The 20,414-nt window shown below is 72.6% G+C and carries 17 protein-coding genes; 10 read left to right on the top strand and 7 right to left on the bottom strand.

The features are described from left to right. The first annotated feature begins 328 nt into the window (after positions 1-328). Positions 329-1,144 carry an AfsR/SARP family transcriptional regulator gene (locus RM812_RS21380; protein WP_311574819.1) on the top strand — a complete coding sequence of 272 codons (816 nt, stop codon included), beginning with the start codon at positions 329-331 and terminating at the stop codon, positions 1,142-1,144. 639 nt (positions 1,145-1,783) lie between these two features. Here the strand turns inward: RM812_RS21380 and RM812_RS21375 are convergent. Next, positions 1,784-1,993, bottom strand: coding sequence for a hypothetical protein (locus tag RM812_RS21375; protein WP_311574818.1), 210 nt, complete (start codon positions 1,991-1,993; stop codon positions 1,784-1,786). Between the two features lie 281 nt (positions 1,994-2,274). Here RM812_RS21375 and RM812_RS21370 point away from each other — a divergent pair, with 281 nt between their 5' ends. The 4 genes from RM812_RS21370 to RM812_RS21355 all read left to right on the top strand — a co-directional run bounded on the left by RM812_RS21370 (position 2,275) and on the right by RM812_RS21355 (position 6,706). After that, positions 2,275-3,096: an AfsR/SARP family transcriptional regulator gene (locus RM812_RS21370; RefSeq protein ID WP_311574817.1), complete on the top strand. Its 822-nt coding sequence runs from the start codon at positions 2,275-2,277 to the stop codon at positions 3,094-3,096. 294 nt (positions 3,097-3,390) lie between these two features. Continuing rightward, entirely contained in the window at positions 3,391-4,170 is a 780-nt protein-coding gene (locus RM812_RS21365; RefSeq protein WP_311574816.1) for a thioesterase II family protein, read from the top strand. Continuing rightward, the gene (locus tag RM812_RS21360) at positions 4,167-5,438 is read left to right on the top strand and encodes a beta-ketoacyl-[acyl-carrier-protein] synthase family protein (RefSeq protein ID WP_311574815.1); all 1,272 of its coding nucleotides are present in this window, start codon (positions 4,167-4,169) and stop codon (positions 5,436-5,438) included. The genes RM812_RS21365 and RM812_RS21360 overlap by 4 nt, the downstream gene beginning before the upstream one ends. Before the next feature lie 11 nt (positions 5,439-5,449). Next, on the top strand, positions 5,450-6,706 hold the full coding sequence (locus RM812_RS21355) for a ketosynthase chain-length factor (RefSeq protein ID WP_311574844.1): 1,257 nt from the start codon (positions 5,450-5,452) through the stop codon (positions 6,704-6,706). Between the two features lie 238 nt (positions 6,707-6,944). Here RM812_RS21355 and RM812_RS21350 read toward each other — a convergent pair whose 3' ends face one another. The 4 genes from RM812_RS21350 to RM812_RS21335 form a co-directional block, all read right to left on the bottom strand. Then, the gene (locus RM812_RS21350; protein WP_311574814.1) at positions 6,945-8,639 is read right to left on the bottom strand and encodes a hypothetical protein; all 1,695 of its coding nucleotides are present in this window, start codon (positions 8,637-8,639) and stop codon (positions 6,945-6,947) included. Between the two features lie 640 nt (positions 8,640-9,279). Then, positions 9,280-10,134, bottom strand: a complete 855-nt coding sequence (locus RM812_RS21345; protein ID WP_311574813.1) for a helix-turn-helix transcriptional regulator — start codon at positions 10,132-10,134, stop codon at positions 9,280-9,282. Positions 10,135-10,176: 42 nt separating this feature from the next. Then, positions 10,177-10,443: a hypothetical protein gene (locus RM812_RS21340; protein WP_311574812.1), complete on the bottom strand. Its 267-nt coding sequence runs from the start codon at positions 10,441-10,443 to the stop codon at positions 10,177-10,179. A gap of 883 nt (positions 10,444-11,326) precedes the next feature. Then, positions 11,327-11,572 (bottom strand): DUF6059 family protein, encoded by a 246-nt coding sequence (locus tag RM812_RS21335; RefSeq protein ID WP_311574811.1) that lies wholly within the window; start codon positions 11,570-11,572, stop codon positions 11,327-11,329. Positions 11,573-11,940: 368 nt separating this feature from the next. On the opposite strand from RM812_RS21335, the gene RM812_RS21330 reads away from it, so the two are divergent. The 3 genes from RM812_RS21330 (at position 11,941) to RM812_RS21320 (ending at position 15,635) form a co-directional block, all read left to right on the top strand. Next, positions 11,941-12,825 carry an aromatase/cyclase gene (locus RM812_RS21330; protein ID WP_311574810.1) on the top strand — a complete coding sequence of 295 codons (885 nt, stop codon included), beginning with the start codon at positions 11,941-11,943 and terminating at the stop codon, positions 12,823-12,825. Beyond that, on the top strand, positions 12,822-14,714 hold the full coding sequence (locus RM812_RS21325) for an acyl-CoA dehydrogenase (RefSeq protein WP_311574809.1): 1,893 nt from the start codon (positions 12,822-12,824) through the stop codon (positions 14,712-14,714). Before RM812_RS21330 ends, RM812_RS21325 begins: the two co-directional genes overlap by 4 nt. A 114-nt stretch (positions 14,715-14,828) precedes the next feature. Next, on the top strand, positions 14,829-15,635 hold the full coding sequence (locus tag RM812_RS21320) for a 4'-phosphopantetheinyl transferase family protein (protein WP_311574808.1): 807 nt from the start codon (positions 14,829-14,831) through the stop codon (positions 15,633-15,635). 696 nt (positions 15,636-16,331) lie between these two features. On the opposite strand, the gene RM812_RS21315 is transcribed toward RM812_RS21320, so the two are convergent. Continuing rightward, a complete protein-coding gene (locus RM812_RS21315; protein ID WP_311574807.1) occupies positions 16,332-16,619 on the bottom strand; it encodes a hypothetical protein in 288 nt (95 codons plus the stop codon). Positions 16,620-17,386: 767 nt separating this feature from the next. Between RM812_RS21315 and RM812_RS21310 the strand changes: the two genes are divergently transcribed. After that, positions 17,387-18,949 (top strand): condensation domain-containing protein, encoded by a 1,563-nt coding sequence (locus RM812_RS21310; protein ID WP_311574806.1) that lies wholly within the window; start codon positions 17,387-17,389, stop codon positions 18,947-18,949. A 34-nt stretch (positions 18,950-18,983) separates the two neighbouring features. Next, positions 18,984-19,127 (top strand): hypothetical protein, encoded by a 144-nt coding sequence (locus RM812_RS21305; protein ID WP_311574805.1) that lies wholly within the window; start codon positions 18,984-18,986, stop codon positions 19,125-19,127. Positions 19,128-19,386: 259 nt separating this feature from the next. Here the strand turns inward: RM812_RS21305 and RM812_RS21300 are convergent, their stop codons facing one another. Then, positions 19,387-20,208: an AfsR/SARP family transcriptional regulator gene (locus RM812_RS21300; protein WP_311574804.1), complete on the bottom strand. Its 822-nt coding sequence runs from the start codon at positions 20,206-20,208 to the stop codon at positions 19,387-19,389. Between the last annotated feature and the right edge of the window lie 206 nt (positions 20,209-20,414).

The following is a 20,414-nucleotide window of genomic DNA, read 5'->3' as shown; positions in this document are numbered from 1 at the left end:
GGCCCCCGCTCCGTCCCGCTCCGTCCATGGCTTCTCGCCGAAGATTTTCAGCCATAGTCTCCCGTCGCTGCACAGGGCTCGATTCCGCTTGCCGGTGACGCGTTGCCGGGGCCCCACGGAGCAGGAACGCCTGTTCCCGGAGCGGATGTGGGCAGACGTTCGACGAGTGTTTGACCGAATCGCGACGGTACCGAGACGTAGCCAAGGGCGCACATTGACAAACCGACTGCGCTGTTTTTTTATCGAGACTGCAACCGCGCACCGGTCCCCGGTCGGCGGGAGATGCACAGGCCGGCCACGGCCTGCGGCCTGAACTCATGGGGGAAACGTGGACATCGAAGTGCTGGGTGCGCTGTCGGTGCGCGAGCACGGAGTGTCGGTCGTACCGACAGCGCCCAAACCGCGCCAGGTCCTTGCCCTGCTCGCGCTCAACGCCGACCAGGTGGTCCCCGTCCCGGCGCTCATCGACGAGTTGTGGGGAGACAACCCTCCGCGCAGCGCACGGACCACGCTGCAGACCTACGTCCTGCAACTGCGCGAGCTGATCGCCGAGGCCCTGGCCCACGACGAGAACGAACGCTGCACCGCCAAGGACATCCTGGCCACCGTCCCGGGCGGCTACCGGCTGGAGACGCGCCAAGGACACGTCGACTACCGGGAGTTCGAGCAGCGCGCGGGCGTCGGCTACCGGGCCATGGACGCCGAGGACTACACCGGCGCGGCCCGCCGGCTGGCCGACGCGCTCTCCCTGTGGAACGGGCAGGCCCTGACCGACATCCAGGCCGGCATCCGCATCGACACGGAGATCAAGCGGCTGGAGGAGGCCCGGCTGTGCGCGCTCGACCAGCGCATCGAGGCGGACCTGCGGCTCGGACGCCACCGCGAGCTGCTGTCGGAGCTGACGGTCCTGGTCAACCGGTACCGGATGCACGAGAGCCTGCACGGGCAGTTCATGCTGGCCCTGCACCGCTCGGGCCGGCGTGGTGAGGCGCTCAACGTCTACCAGCGGCTGCGCGGCACGCTCGTGAACGAACTGGGCCTGGAACCCTCCGCCGCGCTCAGCCGCCTCCAGCGGTCCATCCTCATGGCCCGCCCCGAAACCCCGGTCTCCGCCGGCGGCAGCGGCCGGCTCGTCACCCGCTGAACCGGCCCGTCCCGTCCCAGCCGGGCGCATGACGTGCCGTGAGCCGGTGAGCCGGGTGAACCGTTCGGACAGCTCCCGCTGCTCCTGGTGGAGCAGCTCCACGTGGTCGCGCAGCAGAGCCGACTCCGCGCACAGGGCCCGCGCATCCCCGTCCGCCCGCTCCGCCGGCCATGCCCCGGCCGCGTCGGGCGCCCCCTGCGGAGGCCGCAGGGGCCTCCGCCCCACCGGTGCGGTCCCGTCCACGACGGGGTCGCACCGCCGCACGACCGCCTTCATCCGGCCGCGCGGCACCGGACCCGGTTCGACGCCCTGACCGTGGGCCGGCAGCCGGCTCCGGCTCAGCCCGTAGCCCAGTGGGGAGGTCTCCACCCACGCGCGGGGCGGGGTGCCCGAGCCGGGCGCGGGCACCGGCAACAGGCGGCGAATCCGAAACTCCCTCGCGCCCTTGCCCGGGAAGCACCCGATTCCGCATCTGCGGACCCGTATCACGGCCCAGGTATTCGCTCACGAATAGCGGATGCACTTCCTTCGGCTCGGACACTAGCCGTCCGTGGTGTCCGGCGCGGGATTTTCCGGCGGGCTGCCGCCCCGTGTGGAAGAATCCTCGAGGGTTCTTCAGTCTTCGTGGTCCCGGCTCGTTCAGAGCCGGTCGGACGTCAGCTCCGGAAATCCCACCCGGACCTCCCGCCGGTGATAGGCGCTCAGTACGGCCAGCAGTCGGGGCCAGGGCAGGTCCGGTGCCAGGGCGGCCTCGTCCGGGCGGTCGGACAGCGCCAGACGTTCGAGGAGACCGCGGGTGAGCGGGTCCGCGCCGCGGTCGGCGGCCGTGCTCTGCGATGTCGTCGCCATGGCTGGGAAAGTAACAGCACCCATACGTTCACGACAGTGCTTCACAGCGGAAACTCCCGTCCACGGGCGGTATGTCAGTGATAGGTGGGCACAGAATCACTTCCCGCCTTCCGGGGCGGGTCGAGAATTACTTGAGTCACCCTCGTGCGCCGATACAGGAAACGTCCGGTTCTCCTTGCCGCGGCGTGGCGGGAATGACACGGGCAGGCTCGACGGGACAGTATCTGATTGTTCAATCAACGGCTCAGAACCAACCGCCCTGACAAGTTGCGGAGGGAATCGTGAAAATAAAAGTCCTGGGTGCGTTGAACGCTGAATTCAATGGAATCCCGGTCGTGCCGACCGCCGGCAAGCCCCGGCAGCTCCTGGCGCTGCTCGCCCTGTACCCCGGGCGGGTCGTGCCGGTGCCCACGCTCATGGAGGAGATCTGGGGCATGGACCTGCCGCAGAGCTCGCTGACCACGCTCCAGACGTACATCCTCCAGCTGCGCCGTCTGCTGGGCACCGCGATGGGCCCGGACGTACCGGGCTCGGCCAAGGACGTGCTCGCCACCCGCTACGGCGGCTATCTGCTCCAGATCCCCGCCGAGGCGGTCGACGCGTTCGCCTTCGAGCGACTCGTGGCCGAGGGACGGCAGGCGTTCGAGAAAGGCGAGGACGAGCGTGCGGCCGCGGTGCTGCGCGAGGCGCTCGACCTGTGGGAGGGACCCGCCCTGGTCGACGTACGGGTCGGACCGGTGCTGAGGATCGAGGCGCTGCGGCTGGAGCAGAGCCGCCTGGTCGCCCAGGAGCGCCGCATCGACGCCGATCTGCGGCTCGGCCGGCACGTGGAGCTGATCGCGGAGCTGACCGACCTGATCGCCCGCCACCCCCAGCACGAAGGGCTGCACTCGCAGGCCATGGTGGCGCTGTACCGCTCCGGCCGGCAGGCCGCCGCGCTCGAGGTGCACCGCAGGCTGCGGCAGCGGCTCATCGAGGAACTCGGCGTCGAACCCTCGCCGCAGCTGCAGCGGCTGCACCAGGCGATGCTCGCCGTCGACCCCCGGCTGGACATCGCCGCGGGACCGCGCCGCACCTCTACGTTCGACCTGTACGCGGCGTGAGGACCGGCGGTGGTCCGGCTCACCGCGCACGGGACGCCGAACCGCGCACGGGCCGCCGATGGGACGGGAGACCACCGGCGTCGGTGCAGAGTCGAGCGTCGCGCGAGCCGTGCGGGCCACGCTCGGTGCGTACATGTCCGCACCATGCGGACCGGCGCCGTGCGCGGGCACCACGCGGCCGGCGATGACGACGTCGGCCTCGGCGGTGGCATCACCGCCCCGCACGTCGCACCGCGCCGAGACGCCGTTGTCCCGGACCGCGCCGGGCACAGCCGCTCACGAGGAGGGGGACGGATGGCTTCCCGCACCCAGGTCCACAAGGCGGGGGCCGCACGGGTCACGCTCAACTGCCTCGCCCACGCGGGCGCCGGCGTGGCGAGCTACCGAGGCTGGTCCACGGCGGTCGGCCCCGGCGTCGACGTGGCCGCCCTGCCGTTGCCCGGCCGGGACAGCCGCCGCCGCGAGCCACGCCTGACCGAACGGGCCGGCCTGCTCGCCGATCTGCTGCCGGGGCTGCTCGAGACCGCACGGCGTGGCCCGTACGCGCTCTACGGCCACAGCATGGGCGCCCTCGTCGGCTACACGCTCACCCGGGCCCTGGCCGACGCCGGCGCGCCGCCGCTGTTCCTGGCGGTGGGTGCCTGCCCGCCCCCGCACACCACCACGGCCCTGGCGGGCGCGGCGGACCTGCCCGACGAGGACCTGCTGCCGCTGCTCGACGACATCGGCTCGCTGCCGCCGGGCGCCTCCGCGTCCCCCGGCGGGCTGTGGCGGCGCTCCGTCCTGCCCGTGCTCCGCGACGACCTGCGGCTGGCCACGTCGCTGCGCAACGCGGCCCTCGACCCGGTCACCGGGGGGCCCGTGAACGTCCCCGTCCTCGTCTTCGCGGGCCGGGACGATCCGCTCGCCGCCCCCGCCGCGCTGCGGCACTGGCAGCAGTGGACCACCAGCCTGACCGAGCTGCACACCGTCGCAGGGGGGCACTTCTTCGCGAGTTCCCCGAACCTGGCCGAACGCGTCGGCCGGGCCTGCCGCGACCAACTGGCCGCGCTGCCGACGGGAGGCGGCCTGTGAAACGCGTCGTGATCACCGGGATCGGCGTCGTCGCCCCAGGCGCGGTGGGCACCAAGAACTTCTGGGACCTGCTGACGGTAGGCCGCACCGCGACCCGCAGGGTCACCCTCTTCGACGCCGCCGACCACCGCTCGCGCATCGCCGCGGAGGTCGACTTCGAACCCGCCGCGCACGGCTTCACCCTCGCCGACACCGAACGGCTCGACCGGGCCGCGCAGTTCGCGCTGGTCGCGGCCCGCGAGGCGGTCGCCGACAGCGGAGTCGGCGACCGCCTCGGCCGCGACCCGCTGCGCACCGGCGTGAGCCTCGGCAGTGCGATCGGCTGCACCACGGGCCTGGCCACCCAGTACGCGATCCTCAGCGACTGCGGAAGCACGTGGGCCCTCGACCACACGGAGGCGGCCGAGTCCCTCTACGACTACTTCGTGCCCAGCTCGCTCGCGGCGGCGGTCGCCCGGGACTGCGGCGCGCAGGGGCCGGTCGGCCTCGTCTCCAGCGGCTGCACCTCCGGCCTGGACGCCATCGGCCACGCCGCCGACCTGATCCGGGAGGGCAGCGCCGACGTGGTCGTCGCCGGCGGCGCGGAGGCACCCATCTCGCCCATCGCCATGGCCTGCTTCGACCGCATCCGGCTCACCAGCTCGCGCAACGACGACCCCGCGACGGCCAGCCGGCCCTTCGACCGCACCCGCGACGGTTTCGTGCTCGGCGAGGGCGCGGCCGTGCTGGTCCTGGAGGAGCTGGAGCACGCCCGCGGGCGCGGTGCCCAGCCGTACGCCGAGCTGTCCGGCATCGCCGCGCACAGCAGTGCGCACCACATGACGGGGCTGCGGCCCGGGGCGCAGGAGATGGCCGACGCCATCCGGGCCGCGCTCGACCAGGCGCGGCTGAACCCCGCGGAAGTGGACTACGTCAGCGCCCACGGCGCCGGGACCCGGCACAACGACCGGCACGAGACGCACGCGTTCAAGGCGGGCCTGGGCGGCTACGCCCACCAGGTGCCCGTCAGCTCCATCAAGTCGATGATCGGGCACGCGCTGGGTGCCGCCGGCGCCCTGGACCTGGCGGCCAGCGCGTTGGCCATCCGGCACGACACCGTGCCGCCGACGGCCAACCTGCACGAGCCCGACCCGACCTGCGACCTGGACTACACGCCGCTGTTCGCGCGGGAGCAGCGCACCAGCACCGTGCTCAGCGTCGCCAGCGGCTTCGGCGGATTCCACACCGCCGCGGTGCTCACCCGGCCGCGGCTGAGGGAGGCGGCGTGAGGGAACGGACGGTGTTCACCGAACCGGCCCGGGCGGCGGCGGACGACCGGGAACGCCCGCGGGAGGCCCTGGTCACCGGCATCGGTGTCGTCGCGCCCAACGGTCTGGGGACGCGGGTCTGGTGGGACGCGGTGCTGCGCGGCGACAGCGGCCTCGGCCCCATCACCCGCTTCGACGCCTCCGGCTACCCCGTGCGCATCGCGGGCGAGATCGCCGGCTTCGTCGACGAGGAGCACATCCCCAGCAGGCTGCTGCCCTCCACCGACCGCAGCACGCGCATCGCGCTCGTCGCGGCCAAGGAGGCGCTGGAGGACGCCGGGGTGGAGCCGGAGGGGCTGTCCGGGTACCGGGCGGGCGTGATCACCGCCAGCTCCGCGGGCGGCGCCGAGTTCGGGCAGCGGGGTCTGGCCGCGCTGTGGAGCAAGGGCGCCCAGTACGTGAGCGCGTACCAGTCGCTCGCCTCCTTCCACGCGGCGGCCCCCGCGCAGATCTCCATCCGGCACCGGCTGCGCGGCCACGGCTCCAGCATCGTCAGCGAGCAGGCGGGCGGTATCGACGCGCTCGCCCGGGCCCGGCGGCGGATCCGTGACGGCACGCCGGTCATGGTCACCGGCGGGGTCGACTCGACGCTGTGCCCCTGGGGCTGGGCCGCGCACCTGGCGGACGGCCGGCTGAGCCGGTCCGTCGAACCCCGGGACGCCTACCGGCCGTTCGCGGCGACGGCCGACGGCCACGTGGTCGGTGAGGGCGGCGCGCTGCTGGTCCTCGAGGACGCCCGGACGGCGGCGCGCCGAGGTGCCACCGGCTACGGCGTCGTCGCCGGCTGCGCGTCCACCTTCGACGGCCCTGACGAGCCGCGGCTGCGGGAGGCCGCCGAACTGGCCCTCACGGACGCCGGCCTGACCGCGGACCAGGTGGACGTGGTCTTCGCGGACGGGGCGGGCGAGCGGGCCGCCGACCGGACCGAGAGCCGGGCCCTGTGCGCCCTGTTCGGGCCGTACGGGGTGCCGGTCACCGTGCCCAAGACGATGACCGGGCGGCTGGGGGCCGGCGGGTCGGCGCTGGACCTGGCGGCGGCCCTGCTCGCCCTGCGCGAGAAGGTGGTGCCGCCGACCACCGGCACGACACGCGTCGCGGACGACTGCCCGCTGGACCTGGTCACCGGAGTCCCGCGGGAGCTGCCGGAGCTGCGCGTGGCGCTGGTGCTGGCGCGGGGGCGGGGCGGTTTCAACTCGGCCGCGGTGGTCCGCACGCCGCAGGCCGACTGACCGGGGCTCGCCGGGCGTCTGCGGCCGTGGCTCACCCACCCGGGCCTGGACCGGAGCGTTCGTCCCGGCGGAGCAGCGCCCAGAGGGCGTGTCGCTGGGGCGAACGCAATCGTCCGCTCGACGCCTGCGCCCAGCAGGCAGACCACGCGGGACTGAACCTTGCCGGGCACGAGATCGTCCGCGTACGAGCCGCTCAGCGCCTTTACGGGGTGGTCTGAGCGGTCCGCCGACCTCGGGGTCAGAACAGGGTGGATCCCGGTGAGGCCCCGGCCGGGGGCTGGGCGTAGTCGGCCATCCACGGGTTGGCGGCCAGCAACTCCGCGCGGAGACGTGTGTCTTCCTCGGCCGCGGCCGCCGCTGCCTCCGAGGCGACGTCCTCGACGGCCGGGGCCGCCTCGGCTGCGCGCCGGGCCCTGCGGCGCTTCACCACCGGTTCCAGTGCCTCACGCTCCATCGCCGTGTCGTCCTCCTGCCGTGGAGAAGCCTGCCGTGGAAGAGCCTGCCGTTGAGGGGACTGCTGTTGAGGGGCCTGCCGGGGGAGGCCGGCCGCGAGGGCGGCAAAGGCGGCCGTGGCCTCGTCGGTGCACCGCCGACACACGCCCTCAGCGGGGACGGCACCCGGGAACGGGCGGCCGCAATCGAGGCACTCGGGCGCCCGGGCCTTCCCCGCACCGGACCCGCCCGCGGGCGGGGTCCTCCCGGCGAGGCGGTCGGCCCGGCGAGTCTCGCGGCGCTCCGAGCAGGCCCGGCATTCCTCGCGGGTGTCGATCATGACCCCGTCCTCGCATGACGGGTCCGGGCAGTAGGGCGTCGGGGCGATCAGTTCCAGGGCGACGCCGACCGCCGACCGCAGGCGGCCGTCGTGGAGGGCGGGCTCATACCCGTAGGTCGTCCACCGAGCGGTGATCCGCTCCCGGAGCTGCTCCACCGTGCGGGACTCCAGTGCCTCCAGGACGGCCGTCCGGTTCCGTCTCGGGATGTGCCCGTACGGCAGCTCGGCCACCAGCGGCGGCGGCAGCAGGGCCTCCACAGCGTGCACGGCCGCCGTCTGCTTCCCGGTCACGTCGGCCGGGTCCCGCTGCCCCGGCACCCAGGCCTTGCCGCCCTTCCTCGACGACGAGCCGTCCTTGCCCGACGCGGCGGAGCCGCTGCGCCCTCGCGCGCTACTACCTGCACCAGTCCTACGGACGTCACCGGCGCTACGCGCCGAAGGCGCTGGTTCTTCTCTGGAAGACGGATCTGGAGCAACGGCTTTGGATAGGGCGTCACCCATGACGCCATCGGACGCGTCACCCGTGACGCCACCCGTCGCGTCACCCATGACGCCACCCCCCTCGGGAGTGCCGCCTCCGGGGGTGGCGTCACCCATGACGTCACCCCCCTTCTTGGACTTCTTCCGGCGGGCCCGCTCCCTGCGCCGCTGCTCCTCGCGCTTGGCCTCCTGCGCCCGCAGTTTCTCGTCGTAGGCGGCCCTCCAGTCCGCCAGGTCGAAGCCGGGGGCGTGCTTGCTGATCCACGCGTCGACGTCCAGGCCGGGGACCGTGTGGCCGTACCGGGCGACCAGCTGCGGCGGGGTGCCCGCAGGTGGCGTGACGCCGTGGATCAGCCACGCGTCGTGGATCTCGTAGAGGTTGGCGTCGTTCTCCTCGGGCTTGCCCTCCACCTTCCGGCGGTGGACCGTCACCAGCCCGATCTCTTTCTCCAGGTAGTCCGCGGCCCGGTCCACGGTCTGCTTGGAGCAGTCCAGGCACGAGGCCAGCGCCTCGCGGTACGGGTAGCCCTGTCCGGTGTCGCGGGAGCCGACGTCCGCGTACGTCACCAGCAGGTCGTACAGCGGCTTCGCCTTCCCGGCGTTGAGGCCCGGGTCCGAGTCACGGGAGACGCACACGGCGAACATGCCGAAACGGAGGCCGCTCGAGCCGGGACGGCTCACGGTGGGACGGTGGGAGTTGGACGGACGGCGACTCATCGGGCAGCTCCGGCGAGGACGAGGCGCACGGAGGCGCGGTGTGCGGTGTGCGGGTACGGCAAGGTGATCCCACGGTGGCGAGGGCTTGCTCTGTCTCGCACGCGGTCGACGTGGGCAGTGCGGACCTTTGTGCGAGCGCCGGCCCGAAAGCAGCCCGGGGTGTTCACGCCCGCGGCTCTCCACCAGCCAGGCAGGCGGATGTCACCCGTCACGTCGTGGGCGGCCGCTCCATGGCGACCGCGCTGGTAGTGCAGCACTTCGGGTCCACCTCTCCACCCGATGTGCCCTTGTTGCTTCCGATACGCTGACGAGTCCGCTGGCGCCGCAGCGCGTAACTCTCGTAGGATCAGGGCTCCGACAACGACACGTCGGGTCTTTGGAGCCCGGTCCCCTTCTTCCGCCAAGAATGTCGGGGGGCCGGGCTTTTTCTGTTTGCGGGTGACCCTACCGCTCTGACTACGGAACGAAATATTCCGACTACTTGCTGTAAGTGTTGACCGGTAAACCTCTCCGTCAGCAGCCACGTTGTAGACCTGGGCGGTCAGACCGGCGGAACACGGGCGGCGCGGCCCCTGGCGTTTCGGAGCCAGGGGCCGCGCCCTTCCTACTGAGCCGTCGGCAGGCCGGAACGGATACCGACCGCTGCAGGACTGATGGTCCGGTGTACTCGGCGATTCCTGTACACGGGCGCCAGCGGTCGTACCGGCAGAGTCGCCTTGGCGATCAGCTCGTGCAACTCGCGATCCGCCTGGGCCTCCAGCTCACGCGCCTCAGGGTTCTCATCCTCTCGCGAGCGCCTCAGTAGCGCGCAGTACTCCTCACGCAGCACCTTCCGGTAGACCTCGTTGACCACAGGGTTCATCCGCTCGGTGGTGCGGGCGAATTCCTCGTCGGTCCTCGGAAAGCCGCAGACTCTGATCCATGCTCTGAGCCAGGGCGTCATGCCGAGGCCGCAGACCTTGCACGCCTCCAGGAAGGCCACGTACTGCTGGAGGTCGCGCGGAATGGTCCGCGCGGTGACGATCATGTGCGCGGTGCTGTGGGGCACCCAGTTCTTCGTCTTCCGCTCGATCCGGCGGTACGGCGGCCGTCCGGCATACGCCCACTGATCACGCATCGCTCCACCGAGATCCGCGCGGTTGCGAGCCAAGTCCGGTTTCGCCAGCACGGTCGAGCGGCGCTCGCGGAGCTTGTGCTCGGCTGCCGCATGTTCCGCATGGTCGTGCAGGAGGGCGATCCGCCTCAGGGCGGTACGCCTCAGATCGCCGTCCTCCATCCGGTCGTGGCAGGCCGACGCATAGGCGAACGCCAGCGGGAACGGCGGCAGGTACCTGCCGCCGGCCGCCCGCTTCAACTGCGCGGTCGAGTACGGCACCAGCTCGGCAAGCTCGGCGTACGTCAGATCCGCCGCATGCCGCAGCGCCCGCAGGTGGTGTGCGAACGCGGCCCGCTCCGGCACGGTCTCATCGACGGGAGCCTCGGGACGTCCCACGCCGCCCCCTCAGCTGCCCGCACCGTTGTTCAGCGCAGCCTGAAGGAAGCGCTGAACCAGACGACGGTTCCGCAGCCTCACACTCGCCGAGACCAGTACGGCGACGGCGATCGCGCCGCCGGCCGACAGCAGCACCACGATGTCCCTGATGCTCATGTGCGCGACGATCCGCAGGATGACCGTGGCGGCGACGAAGCCCAGTACTACCAGGGCTCGCGCCATGTCGAAGCCGTACGCGGCCGACGACGAGACGGACGTCTCGTGATTCCTGTCCATGGAAAAATCCTCTGCACCAAGGGGCGGCGCCACTGCGGCGACCGCCCCGTTCCCTGTCCTTGCGCTGCTGACTCCTCGAACCCGGGGGACCGCGCGGGGGTTTGGCCGGCCCCGAAAATCCGCGGTCACGAGTCCGTGACGGAGACCGGTCACGGGCCGGTTGGCATGCGGCCCAGGCGTGACGTCGGTCCTCCAGCCCCTAGCCTTCCAGCAACTCGCCCCGGTAGCAGGTGACTTACTGATTGGCTCATTCTTCGTCCAAGAGGGAACGCCGAGGCCACACACGTCTGGCCTCGGCGTTCACCACGCCGTCGCGGGGTTGGCTCATCATCTGTCCAGCTTCAGAACCCGTTTTTCTGGTTCGCCGTATCTACACTCACATCTAGTAAGTGGCGGGTGAATGCGCGAACTCGGTTCGCGAGCACCTTGCACCACGTCCCCTGTATTGCTGCTGACTCCAACAGTCCGGGGAACAGGATGAGGGTCGCGTGTGGCACGCGGCCGCGGTTCGGGGGCCTCCGCCTGGCAGCGGGGAGCCCCCGAACCGGCATGCATTCATCACCGTCGGCCATGCCACACCGTGCCAGGTGCCCTGACCGAAGGAGCCCTTGATGTCGGAGGCGATCGTGGCCGCGTCCACCATCGACTGAAGCACGCCGACCGTGGTTCGCAGACCGCAGGGCGCTGTCCCCGCTGTTCTGGACACACGTCAATCCCTACGGCCGCTTCGAGCCGGACGCATGGTGTACGCGTCCGTCGGCACCGGGCTGGTGCGCTGCCAGTAGCGGTCGCAGGAGGCGGTGTGCTCGGTCCAGGTCCGCACGGTGGAGCCACGCGGTGCAGTGGCGCGCAGCGCGGCCCCGAACTTCTGCGGGGCCGGGGGCTACGCGGCCTTGCGGTCGTTCTGGGCGTCGTCGGTGAGTTCGCGGGCGAGGCGGCGTTCCAGGTCGGTCAGGGGCAGGTCGGGGCGCAGGCGTTCCGGGTGGCCGGGGGGCGGGTGCCGCCACAGGGCTTTCGGGCGTACCTCTTCCTCGTACGGTGCCGTCTCGCCTACGACGCACAGCCTTCCGTAGGCGACCAGCCCCTCCCACAGGCCGCGGACGAATCGGCGCGGGCACCAGCGCCCCATCCCTGCCACCTCCCGTATCGCTTCTGTGACCGGCGCGGTCGGCCCCGGGAAGCCGGGGCGACGGCGCACGGGAGGTCACGGTCCGCCGCCGGGCTCGAGGATGCGCCGGGTTCCGGTGGAGCGCGCACCGGGCGGAGGGCCGGGGCCGCTCCAGTGGGACGCGAGCGGGGCGCGTGCGGATTCCGAGCGGTTCCGGACAAGGTCGGGGACAGCCGCAGCACGACGGGCCCCGCCGCAGCCGCCTGCCCGGGTGGACTGGACCGCGGCACGCCGGCGGCCGAGCAGGGACTGGGCACGGCTGAGACGGTCTTGGACGACGAAGGGTGTGGACGATGCCGGATGCGCGAGTGCACCGTACTGCCTGTGAAGTGACCGCCCCGGCCCCGGCCGGAGTGCTGTACGGACTGATCGCCGATGCCACCGTGTGGCCGCTGTTCTTCCCCCCGTGTGTCCACGTGGAGCAACTGGACTTCGACGGGACGCGGGAGCGCCTGCGCATGTGGGCCCTGGCGGGCGACAGGATCAGCTCCTGGGTGTCGCGCCGGCGCCTGGACGTCGGACAGCGGCGGGTGGAGTTCCGCCAGGAACTGACCTCCGCACCGGTCGAGTCGATGACCGGGGTCTGGACGGTGCGCCCCTTCGGTGACGTCTCCCGGGTGACCCTGGAGCACGCCTTCACCGTCGCCGGCGACGCGCCCGCCGACGTGGCCTGGGTCGAGCGGGTCACCCGCGCCAACAGCCGCACCCAGCTCGACCGGCTGGCCTGGCTCGCCGAGCGCTGGACCCGCCTGGACGACCTCACGGTGACCTTCGAGGACACCGTACGGGTCAAGGCACCCGCCGAGCTGATCCTCGACTTCCTCCACCGGACCGCGGACTGGCCCGAGGACCTGGCGGACACGCGCCCGCTGACCGTGCTGGAGGACACCCCGGGGGTCCAGGTGCTCACCCTGGACGGCCGGTCCGCGACCGGCACCGAGGCGGTGCGCATCAGCTTCCCGGGCGCGGGCCGCATCGTGCACAAGCACACGCGTACGTCCGGACCGCTGGCCGCCTACACCGGCGAATGGTCCGTCGAGCCCGACGAGTCGGGAGTCAACGTGACCGTGCGGCACAACGTGCTGCTCGGCGACGACGCCGTCGGCCCGGGCGAGAGCGCCGCCCGGCGGGCGTGCGACGAGTTGGGCCGGGCCGGCCGGCGCGTGCTGGACCACGCCGCACGCCACGCCTCCGGCGTGGTGCGGGTCCTGTGACCGCCGCGACCGGCACGGCCACCGGGCCCGCGGGGGAGGGCCGCACCATGGGGCCCACTCCGGGCCCCGCTCCGGGCCGCACCACGGGCCCCGCCTCGGGCCCCGCCTCGGGCCCCGCCTCGGGCCCCGCCTCGGGCCCCGCCTCGGGCCCCGCCTCGGGACCCGCGTCGGGCCCCGCCACGGTGTGGGACACCGGCGAGCCCGAACGCGCCGCCCGGCTGGAGGCCGCGCTCGGCGACCCCTTCGACCCCGGCAACCCGCACGGGCACCTGGCCCTGGTACGGGCCGACGACACCCGCGAGGCACCCGAGGCCACCGAGGCGCTGCTCGCCGACCACGGGCTGTCCGCCGAGTTCGTGCCCCACGACCTCGGCGGCCGGCTGACCGACCTCGAGCAGCTCGCCCGCGTGCTGCGCCCGCTCTTCCGCCGCGACCTCGCGCTCGGCTACGGCTTCGGCGTCACCTCGCTGTTCGCCGCCTCCTCGGTGTGGACCGCGGGCGACGCGCCCCAGCGCGCGGCCCTCGCCGAGGTGCTGCTCGACGGCGGCCGGGTCGCGATCGTGCACCGCGAGGTGGCGCACGCCAACGCCATCCTGCGCCGCGAGGTCGGCGCGGCGCGCACCCCGGGCGGCGGCTTCCTGCTCAACGGGAGCAAGGACGCGGTCATGAACGCCGACCGCACCGACACGTTCGTCGTCTATGCCCGCACCGCCACCGAGGACGGCTCCGGCAGCCACTCGGTACTCCTGCTGCCCGGGCCGCCCGCCTCCGGCGAGGTGCGCCGGCTGGCGCGGGTGGAGTTGCCCGGCATGCGCGGGGCCCGCTTCCACGAACTCCAGCTCACCGACGTGTCGCTGCCCGAGAGCGCCCTGGTCGGCTCCCTCGGCGAGGGCGTGACCCTGGCCCTGCGCAGCTTCCAGATCAGCCACTGCCTCATCCCGGGCACGGTGCTCGCGGGCGTGGACAGCGTGCTGCGGCTGGCCGTGCGCGCCGCCACCGAGAACCGGCCCGACGGACAGCCCGCCCGCCGCTGGCACAGGGCGCTCAGCGGGGTGTTCGCGGACCTGCTGGCCTGCGACGCCATGGCCGTCACCGGGCTGCGCGCGCTCAGCCTCGTACCGCAGGACGCGTACCTGCTCGCGGCGGCCGTCAAGTACACCATGCCGGACCTGCTGCGCGAGGACCTGGAGGAGCTGGCCGCCGTGCTCGGTGCCCGGGGTTACGACCGCGGGCCGCTGTACGGCGGCTTCCAGAAGCTCGCCCGGGACCTGCCCGTGGCCGGACTCGGGCACTCCGGGACGGCCGTCTGCCAGGCGGTACTGGTGCCCCAGCTGCCGGCGCTGGCGCGTACGGCGTGGTTCCGGACCGAGGAACCGCCCGCCGAACTGTTCCGGCCGGGAGCGCCGTTGCCGCCGCTCGACCACCGCAGGCTCACCCACTTCGGGACCGACGACCTGCTCACGGCGACGCTGATCGGGGCCGCCGAACGGCTGGCCGGGCAGGCGGCGTCCGGGCCGCTGCACGCCGCGCTCGCCGCGCTGGCCCGGACGCTGGTGGAGGAACTGCGGGTGCTGCGCGCGCGGTGCGCGGCCCTGCCCGCCGCCGGAAGCACGGCGGTCGACCCGCTGGCCTGCGCCCTGGCCGACCGCTACGCCCTGGTGCTGTCCGCCGCCGCCTGCCTCGGCGTCTGGGAGGGCCAGGCGGGCGGCGACGCCTTCCTGGCCGACCCCGCCTGGGCGGTGCTCGTGCTCAGCCGCATCGGCCGCAGACTCGGCGCCCCGGTGCCGGATCTGCCGGCGGGGGTGCAGCAGACGGTCCTGGCGGAGGTGCTCGGGCGCTGCCGCCACGGGCGCAGCCTGGATCTGTACGGCACGCGACTGGCCTGCTGAGCACGGTGGGCCGGGCGGCCGGGCGGGTCGGGGCGGGCTCGTGCCGAAGAGGGTGGAGAAACGTCCAGGGGCCGTACGAGGCTGTAGCCGGCGGTCCCCTTGCTAGGAGGTTTGATGGACCGGGTCAGATGTGCCGTGCCCCTTCACGTGTCGCGGCCGTCCGGGCCCTGGCCCGGAGTGCGGGAGAACCTCTCCCAGCTCGGCAACGCGCTGGTCTGCACGACCTGGAGCGAGTGGCTGCCCAGCGTGCTCACCACCCGGCGGCTGCGGGAGCTGCTCGGCTCCGACTGGCAGCGCTACCGGCGCACCCCTGACGCGGTGGTGCGCTACCGGTTCGCCGCGTCCCGGCTGCTGATCAAGTACACGGCCGCCGCGGCCCTGGCCGTCCCGCCCGAGTACCTGGACCTCGCCTACCGGCTGGGCGGGCGTCCCTACCTGCGCGGCTTCGACCAGATCGAACTGAGCCTGAGTCACACCGGTGACCTGATGGCCGTCGGCCTCAGCCGTATCGGCCGCATCGGGGTGGACGTGGAACCCGCCGATCGGCCCGTACGCCTGGAGCTGCTCGAGACCCAGGTCTTCACCCCGGCCGAGGCCCGGGAACTGGCCGAACTGCCGGAGGGGGAGCGGCGCGCCCACGCGCTGCGCCTGTGGACCCTGAAGGAGGCCTACAGCAAGGCCCTCGGGCAGGGACTGCGCTTCGGATTCAAGGAGTTCGGCTTCAGCGGTGGCCGGCTGAGCACCCCCGACGGCAGTGTCGTCACGGACGGAGAGTGGGGGTTCGCGACCTACCCGGCGATGGACCGCTACCTGCTGAGCGTGGCCTGCCACGACGCCGGGCTGAGCACCGCCGGCGACACCTCCGTGGGGACCATGCTGGACCAGGGGTTCATGTCGGCGATGACGGCTGAGACACCGTAGAGAGGGGCAGGCAGCTCGATAAGCGGCTGGTCCGCGTCGTCCAGCAAGAAGAGCCGCTCCAACTCCGTACGGGACGGCGCCGTCGTACATCGCGTACTTCGCGGCCTGCTCACCCGTCAGAAGCTCGACCGGCACCCCGGCCCTTCAGAGAGCCAGGGATCAACAAGGCTGGCGAAGGCTCCGGCCCCACCAAAGCCCGAACAGGCGGCACACCCGTCCCGGAGATTGGCCCGGGACCGTAGGGAAGCGTTCCCGCCAGGGACGCTGACCTCAGAACCACGGTAGCGCTCTCCCCAGCGAACATCTGCGGGTCTCACTGCATGGCTCTTCCTCGACCGCCAGCCTCCGCCTGCGTGAGATCAGCGTTCCCCCGAAGCGCGGCAGGGGCCCCAGGAGTCCATCCGCCGATCTCGACGTGCAGGCCGATGTCGCCCCGAGCCGCGGGGACCGGGACGACATGGCTGACCAGCGAGTGAGCTTGCAGAAGTTCTACGATCAGGTCACGGACACCCTCGCAGCTCGGTCCCTACGGCGGTGTGATCTCCAGGTCCTCGGGATCCATCCCGGCCCCCGTCGTCGCTTCTCCCCCTTCAACGACAGTCGGTGGCGCGAGTCGGACGAACCCGGCACCGCTCCTCAGACCAGCGCGTTCGAATCCTGAGCTGGGGAACTCCCACTGGAACCAACGCAGGTACTTTACGAGTCGTTGTCCACGTACAGTCCCCAGGCGCCGCGGCTGGAGCTCCACTCGCAGTACCAGTAGCTATAGGCGGCGTTCTCTCCGTCGGCCTCGCACCGCGCCAAGCTGGAGTACCAGCCGACGCGGATGATGGCGGAGGCGGTGTTCGGTGCGGCTGCCGTCATGTTGCTGTCGGCCTGCGCGGAAACGGCCTGCGCGGGAGCGGCCTGCGCGGGAGCGGCCAGGCCCCCCAGCACAAGGGCGGACCCCAGGGCCGCACCAGCGAGGACATTGCGCATACGCATAACTCGTCCTTCTCTCTCGACGGATGGGTTCTCGCATGGTCATGGCTGGTGCCGGACATGCTGCAAACCCGTGAACGAATGCGATCGGCGCGGGCACAGAGCACGGCCGGTCGCGGTCGTCGTCCAGGTTGCCGAGAGCGGGGGTTCCCGGCCTTGTCATTCCGTGCAGGGTTGTAGACGATTCGCGCGCGTCTCTGGCAGCAGGTCCCTGTAATCCCGCGGTGGTATCCCGTAGGCGGCCCGGAACAGGCGGCCGAAGTGTGCCGTGTCGGTGAACCTCATCGGGCGGCGATGGTCTGGACCTCGTGACGTGGAAGTGTGGATCGGTCAGGTCGAGGCGGCAGCGCTCCAGACGGCGGTGGCGTATCCAGGGCTGGTGGCCCGGGATCGGCCCGGTTGGAGCCCGCTCGGTACCGGAGGGCGGCCGGAGGAAAGGTGCGCCGCCCGGCGCCGCTCCGGGCAGGGGCGGTCCCGGGCGCGGGCCGGGACCGTTGCACTTGCCGGACACGGATACGGCGCGCGCGGGTGGGGCCGGTTCTACGGTGCGCGGAGCGGCCCTGCCAGGAGTCGCGCCGTCATGAGCCGCCCTGCCACTGCAGAAGCGTTTCTCCGGTGGGTTCCGAGCAGCGTCAGCCCTCCGTCAGAGGCCCGGCAGCCGCCTCTGCCACGATGCCCGGGGAGTATCGCGCCCCCGGCCCGCCGCTCCCCGGGACTTCCGTGACCGCGGAGCCCGTTGGAGGGAGGCAGCGACTTCTAGGAGGGCGACCATGGCGAGGCAGAGCCGCCCGCGTGCCGTGCGGGGCCGTCCCGGTGCGCCCCGTCCGCCGGGCGTACCGGTGGTCTGGCCGCAGTACGACCTGCTGGGCGACGCCGGGGTGCGCCGGCGGCACACCGGACGGCACGTCGAGCAGCTGGCCTGGCGCTGGTGCGGGCCGCTGGACACCGAGCGGTTCACCGCGGCCTGGCAGTCGGTCGTCGACCGCGAGACCGTGCTGCGGGCCGCCTTCGCAGGGGAGCCGAAGCCACGCGTGGTCTTCCACGACCACGTCCGCGCCGAGGTCGTACGCCACCGTGCGGGCACCGTCGACTGGGACCGGCTGCTGGAGCGGGACCGCCGGCGCGGCTTCGACCTGCGCCGCCCCTGCCCGCTGCGCGTCACCCTCGTCGACCTCGCCGGCGACCCCGTGGACGCCGGCTCCGGGGCCGTGACCCTGGTGCTTCTCACCTTCCATCACGCGCTGCTGGACGCGTGGAGCGTGTTCGTCCTGCTGGAGGAGATCTGCCGGGCCTATCTCGCGGGCGGAGCGCTGCCCGGCGGCGAGCGCAGGCCCGACCTGCGCGACTGGGTGCGCTGGCTGGAGCGGCAGGATCCCGCCCCGGCGCGGGACTTCTGGCTCGGGGCGGTGCCGGGTGACACCGTCGCCGTGCTGCCCGCCCGGCACGGTCCGCGCACCCGGCAGCGGGGCCTCGGCCGGGCCGAGGTACGGCTGAGCCCCGCCGAGGCCGGGCGGCTGCACCGCTGGGCCGCCCTGCGTTCCGTCCCCGACAGCAGCGCCCTCCAGACGGTCTGGGCCCTGCTGCTGTACCGCGCGGCGCGGCACGACGGGGCCGCGACGGTGGGCTTCGGCGTCACCGTCTCCGGGCGCGGCATCGCGCTGGAGTGCGCCGAGCGGCTGCCCGGGCCGATGCGCAACTGCCTGCCGATGGTGGTCCGCGTCGATCCCGAGGAGACGGTCGGCCGGCTGCTGACGGCGTTGCGGGACCGCGCCCTGGACATGGCCGCCTACGAATGGGTCTCCACCGGCCAGATCCACCGGTGGACCGGCCGCTCGACCGGTGGATCGGCGGGCGGTTCGGCCAGTGGCTCAGCCGGGGGTTCGGACAGCGGTTCGGACGGTGGGGAGTTGCTGGCGAGCCTGGTCTCGGTGGAGAGCGGACCGCGCCCGCTCACCGGTGTGCGGGCCGAACTCGCCGTCGCCGGCATCACTCTGGAGCCGCAGCGGGCGAGCGGCGCGTGGCCCGACCTCCCCGTCGCCCTGCTCGTGCACCGCGGTGGTGACGGCTCCCTGACCTTCACCGTCGTCCACGACCGGAACCGGATCTCCGACGGCGACGCGCACCTGCTGGCCGACCACTGCGCCCGGCTGCTGCGCCACCTGCCCAGCACCGGCGAGACCACCACCGCCGCCGCCCTGCTGGAGGTGCTCGCCGGGGAGGCGCTCCCGCGCATCGCGCCCCGGACACGGGGCCCGGGAGGGAAGGCGTCCCGGCTCCGGCCGCACTCCACGGGCGGCGGGGCGGCCGTCGATCGAGCCACGAGTGAACCTTGACACTCTGGGCCGACCGAAAACCGAGGAGGTGCCCATGCACGACGGCGACAACGAACTGCGTGAGGGCGACACGTCCGTGTTCGTGAGGACGCTCCGGGGCGGTCCGCCACTGCGCCTGGCGGGCGCGGAGGAACGCGAGGACGAGGACGAGCGTGTCATCGTCCGCAGCATCGACTAGAAGGGCGTGCGGGACCGGTCCGACCGCCGCCGGCCGGCGGCGGCAGCCGGCCACGCCCACCCCCGCGTGGGCGAGGCAGCGCGGCCCGACCCCTGTTCCGTCCACCCCCTCGACCTGCGTCAGGAAGCCATCCGTCACCCTCCTCCCGGCACGTCGCGCCGAGTGCCGACCTGTTGCCGGACGGCGGCAGCGCCGCACACCGGGTCACACGAGCCAAGCAACCTCGGCTCGGGCGACACTCGACTCGCTTCGCACGGCGCTAGGCGGCGTACAGGTCGAACGTCGACGTGCGGCGGGGGCCGGCGACGACGTCCAGACGCGGGTCGACGGCGAGCATCGCCTGGTGTATCCGCTGCAGCTGCGGCGAGGGTTCGACGCCGAGTTCGTCGATGAGCCGCTGCCGCAGCCGCCGGTAGACGTCCAGCGCGGCGGCCTGTCGGCCGGAGCGGTACAGCGCCACCATGGCCTGCGAGTGCAGCCCTTCGTGCTGGGGGTGGCGGGCGATCAGGTCGGTGAGCTCGGCGATCAGCTCCACGTGCCGGCCGAGCCGCAGATCGGCGTCGATGCGGCGCTCCTGGGCGACCAGGCGGCTCTGCTCCAGCCGCATCACCTCGATCTCCAGCACCGGTCCGACCCGTACGTCGACCAGGGCGGGTCCCTCCCACAGGTCGAGCGCCTCGCGCAGCACCGCGGCCGCGCGGGCGTCCTCGCCGTCCTCGAACGCCTGCCGTCCCTCGGCGACCAGACGCTCGTACCGGTAGACGTCGATCGCCTCGGCGGGGATCTGGAGCAGATAGCCGCCGTAGCGGGTGGCGAGCACGTCCTTGGCCGAGCCCGGTACGTCCGGGCCCATCGCGGTGCCCAGCATGCGGCGCAGCTGGAGGATGTACGTCTGGAGCGTGGTCAGCGAGCTCTGCGGCAGGTCCATGCCCCAGATCTCCTCCATGAGCGTGGGCACCGGCACGACCCGCCCGGGGTACAGGGCGAGCAGCGCCAGGACCTGGCGGGGCTTCCCCGCGGTGGGCACGATCGATATTCCGTTGACTTCGGCATTCAACGCACCCAGGACTTTTATGTTCATGATTCCCTCCGTGCCGAGATGGCGGCCGTCGGACCAGAGTGCTGATCGAGCCCTCAGATACTGTCGCTTCGCGGTTTCTTGTGGCATTCACACGGGCCGATCACTAGGTGAGTCATAACCATTGCAGAGTGGCACCCCAGATCTGTTCGAGTATGTCTTGAGCCGCCCTTCGGGTCCGGGCCGGAGGGGGAGCGTGAACAGGGGTG

The organism is Streptomyces lancefieldiae (assembly GCF_031845825.1).
Lineage (GTDB): Bacteria > Actinomycetota > Actinomycetes > Streptomycetales > Streptomycetaceae > Streptomyces > Streptomyces lancefieldiae.
The sequence above is the reverse complement of the archived record's forward strand: the minus strand, read 5'-3'. Positions and strand labels throughout refer to the sequence as shown.

Coding starts and splice junctions, on each gene's coding strand:
- RM812_RS21300 (WP_311574804.1), bottom strand. CDS start 20,208: ATGAACATAAAAGTCCTGGGTGCGTTGAATGCCGAAGTCAACGGAATA.
- RM812_RS21310 (WP_311574806.1), top strand. CDS start 17,387: ATGGCGAGGCAGAGCCGCCCGCGTGCCGTGCGGGGCCGTCCCGGTGCG.
- RM812_RS21315 (WP_311574807.1), bottom strand. CDS start 16,619: ATGCGTATGCGCAATGTCCTCGCTGGTGCGGCCCTGGGGTCCGCCCTT.
- RM812_RS21340 (WP_311574812.1), bottom strand. CDS start 10,443: ATGGACAGGAATCACGAGACGTCCGTCTCGTCGTCGGCCGCGTACGGC.
- RM812_RS21320 (WP_311574808.1), top strand. CDS start 14,829: ATGGACCGGGTCAGATGTGCCGTGCCCCTTCACGTGTCGCGGCCGTCC.
- RM812_RS21305 (WP_311574805.1), top strand. CDS start 18,984: ATGCACGACGGCGACAACGAACTGCGTGAGGGCGACACGTCCGTGTTC.
- RM812_RS21365 (WP_311574816.1), top strand. CDS start 3,391: ATGGCTTCCCGCACCCAGGTCCACAAGGCGGGGGCCGCACGGGTCACG.
- RM812_RS21375 (WP_311574818.1), bottom strand. CDS start 1,993: ATGGCGACGACATCGCAGAGCACGGCCGCCGACCGCGGCGCGGACCCG.
- RM812_RS21335 (WP_311574811.1), bottom strand. CDS start 11,572: ATGGGGCGCTGGTGCCCGCGCCGATTCGTCCGCGGCCTGTGGGAGGGG.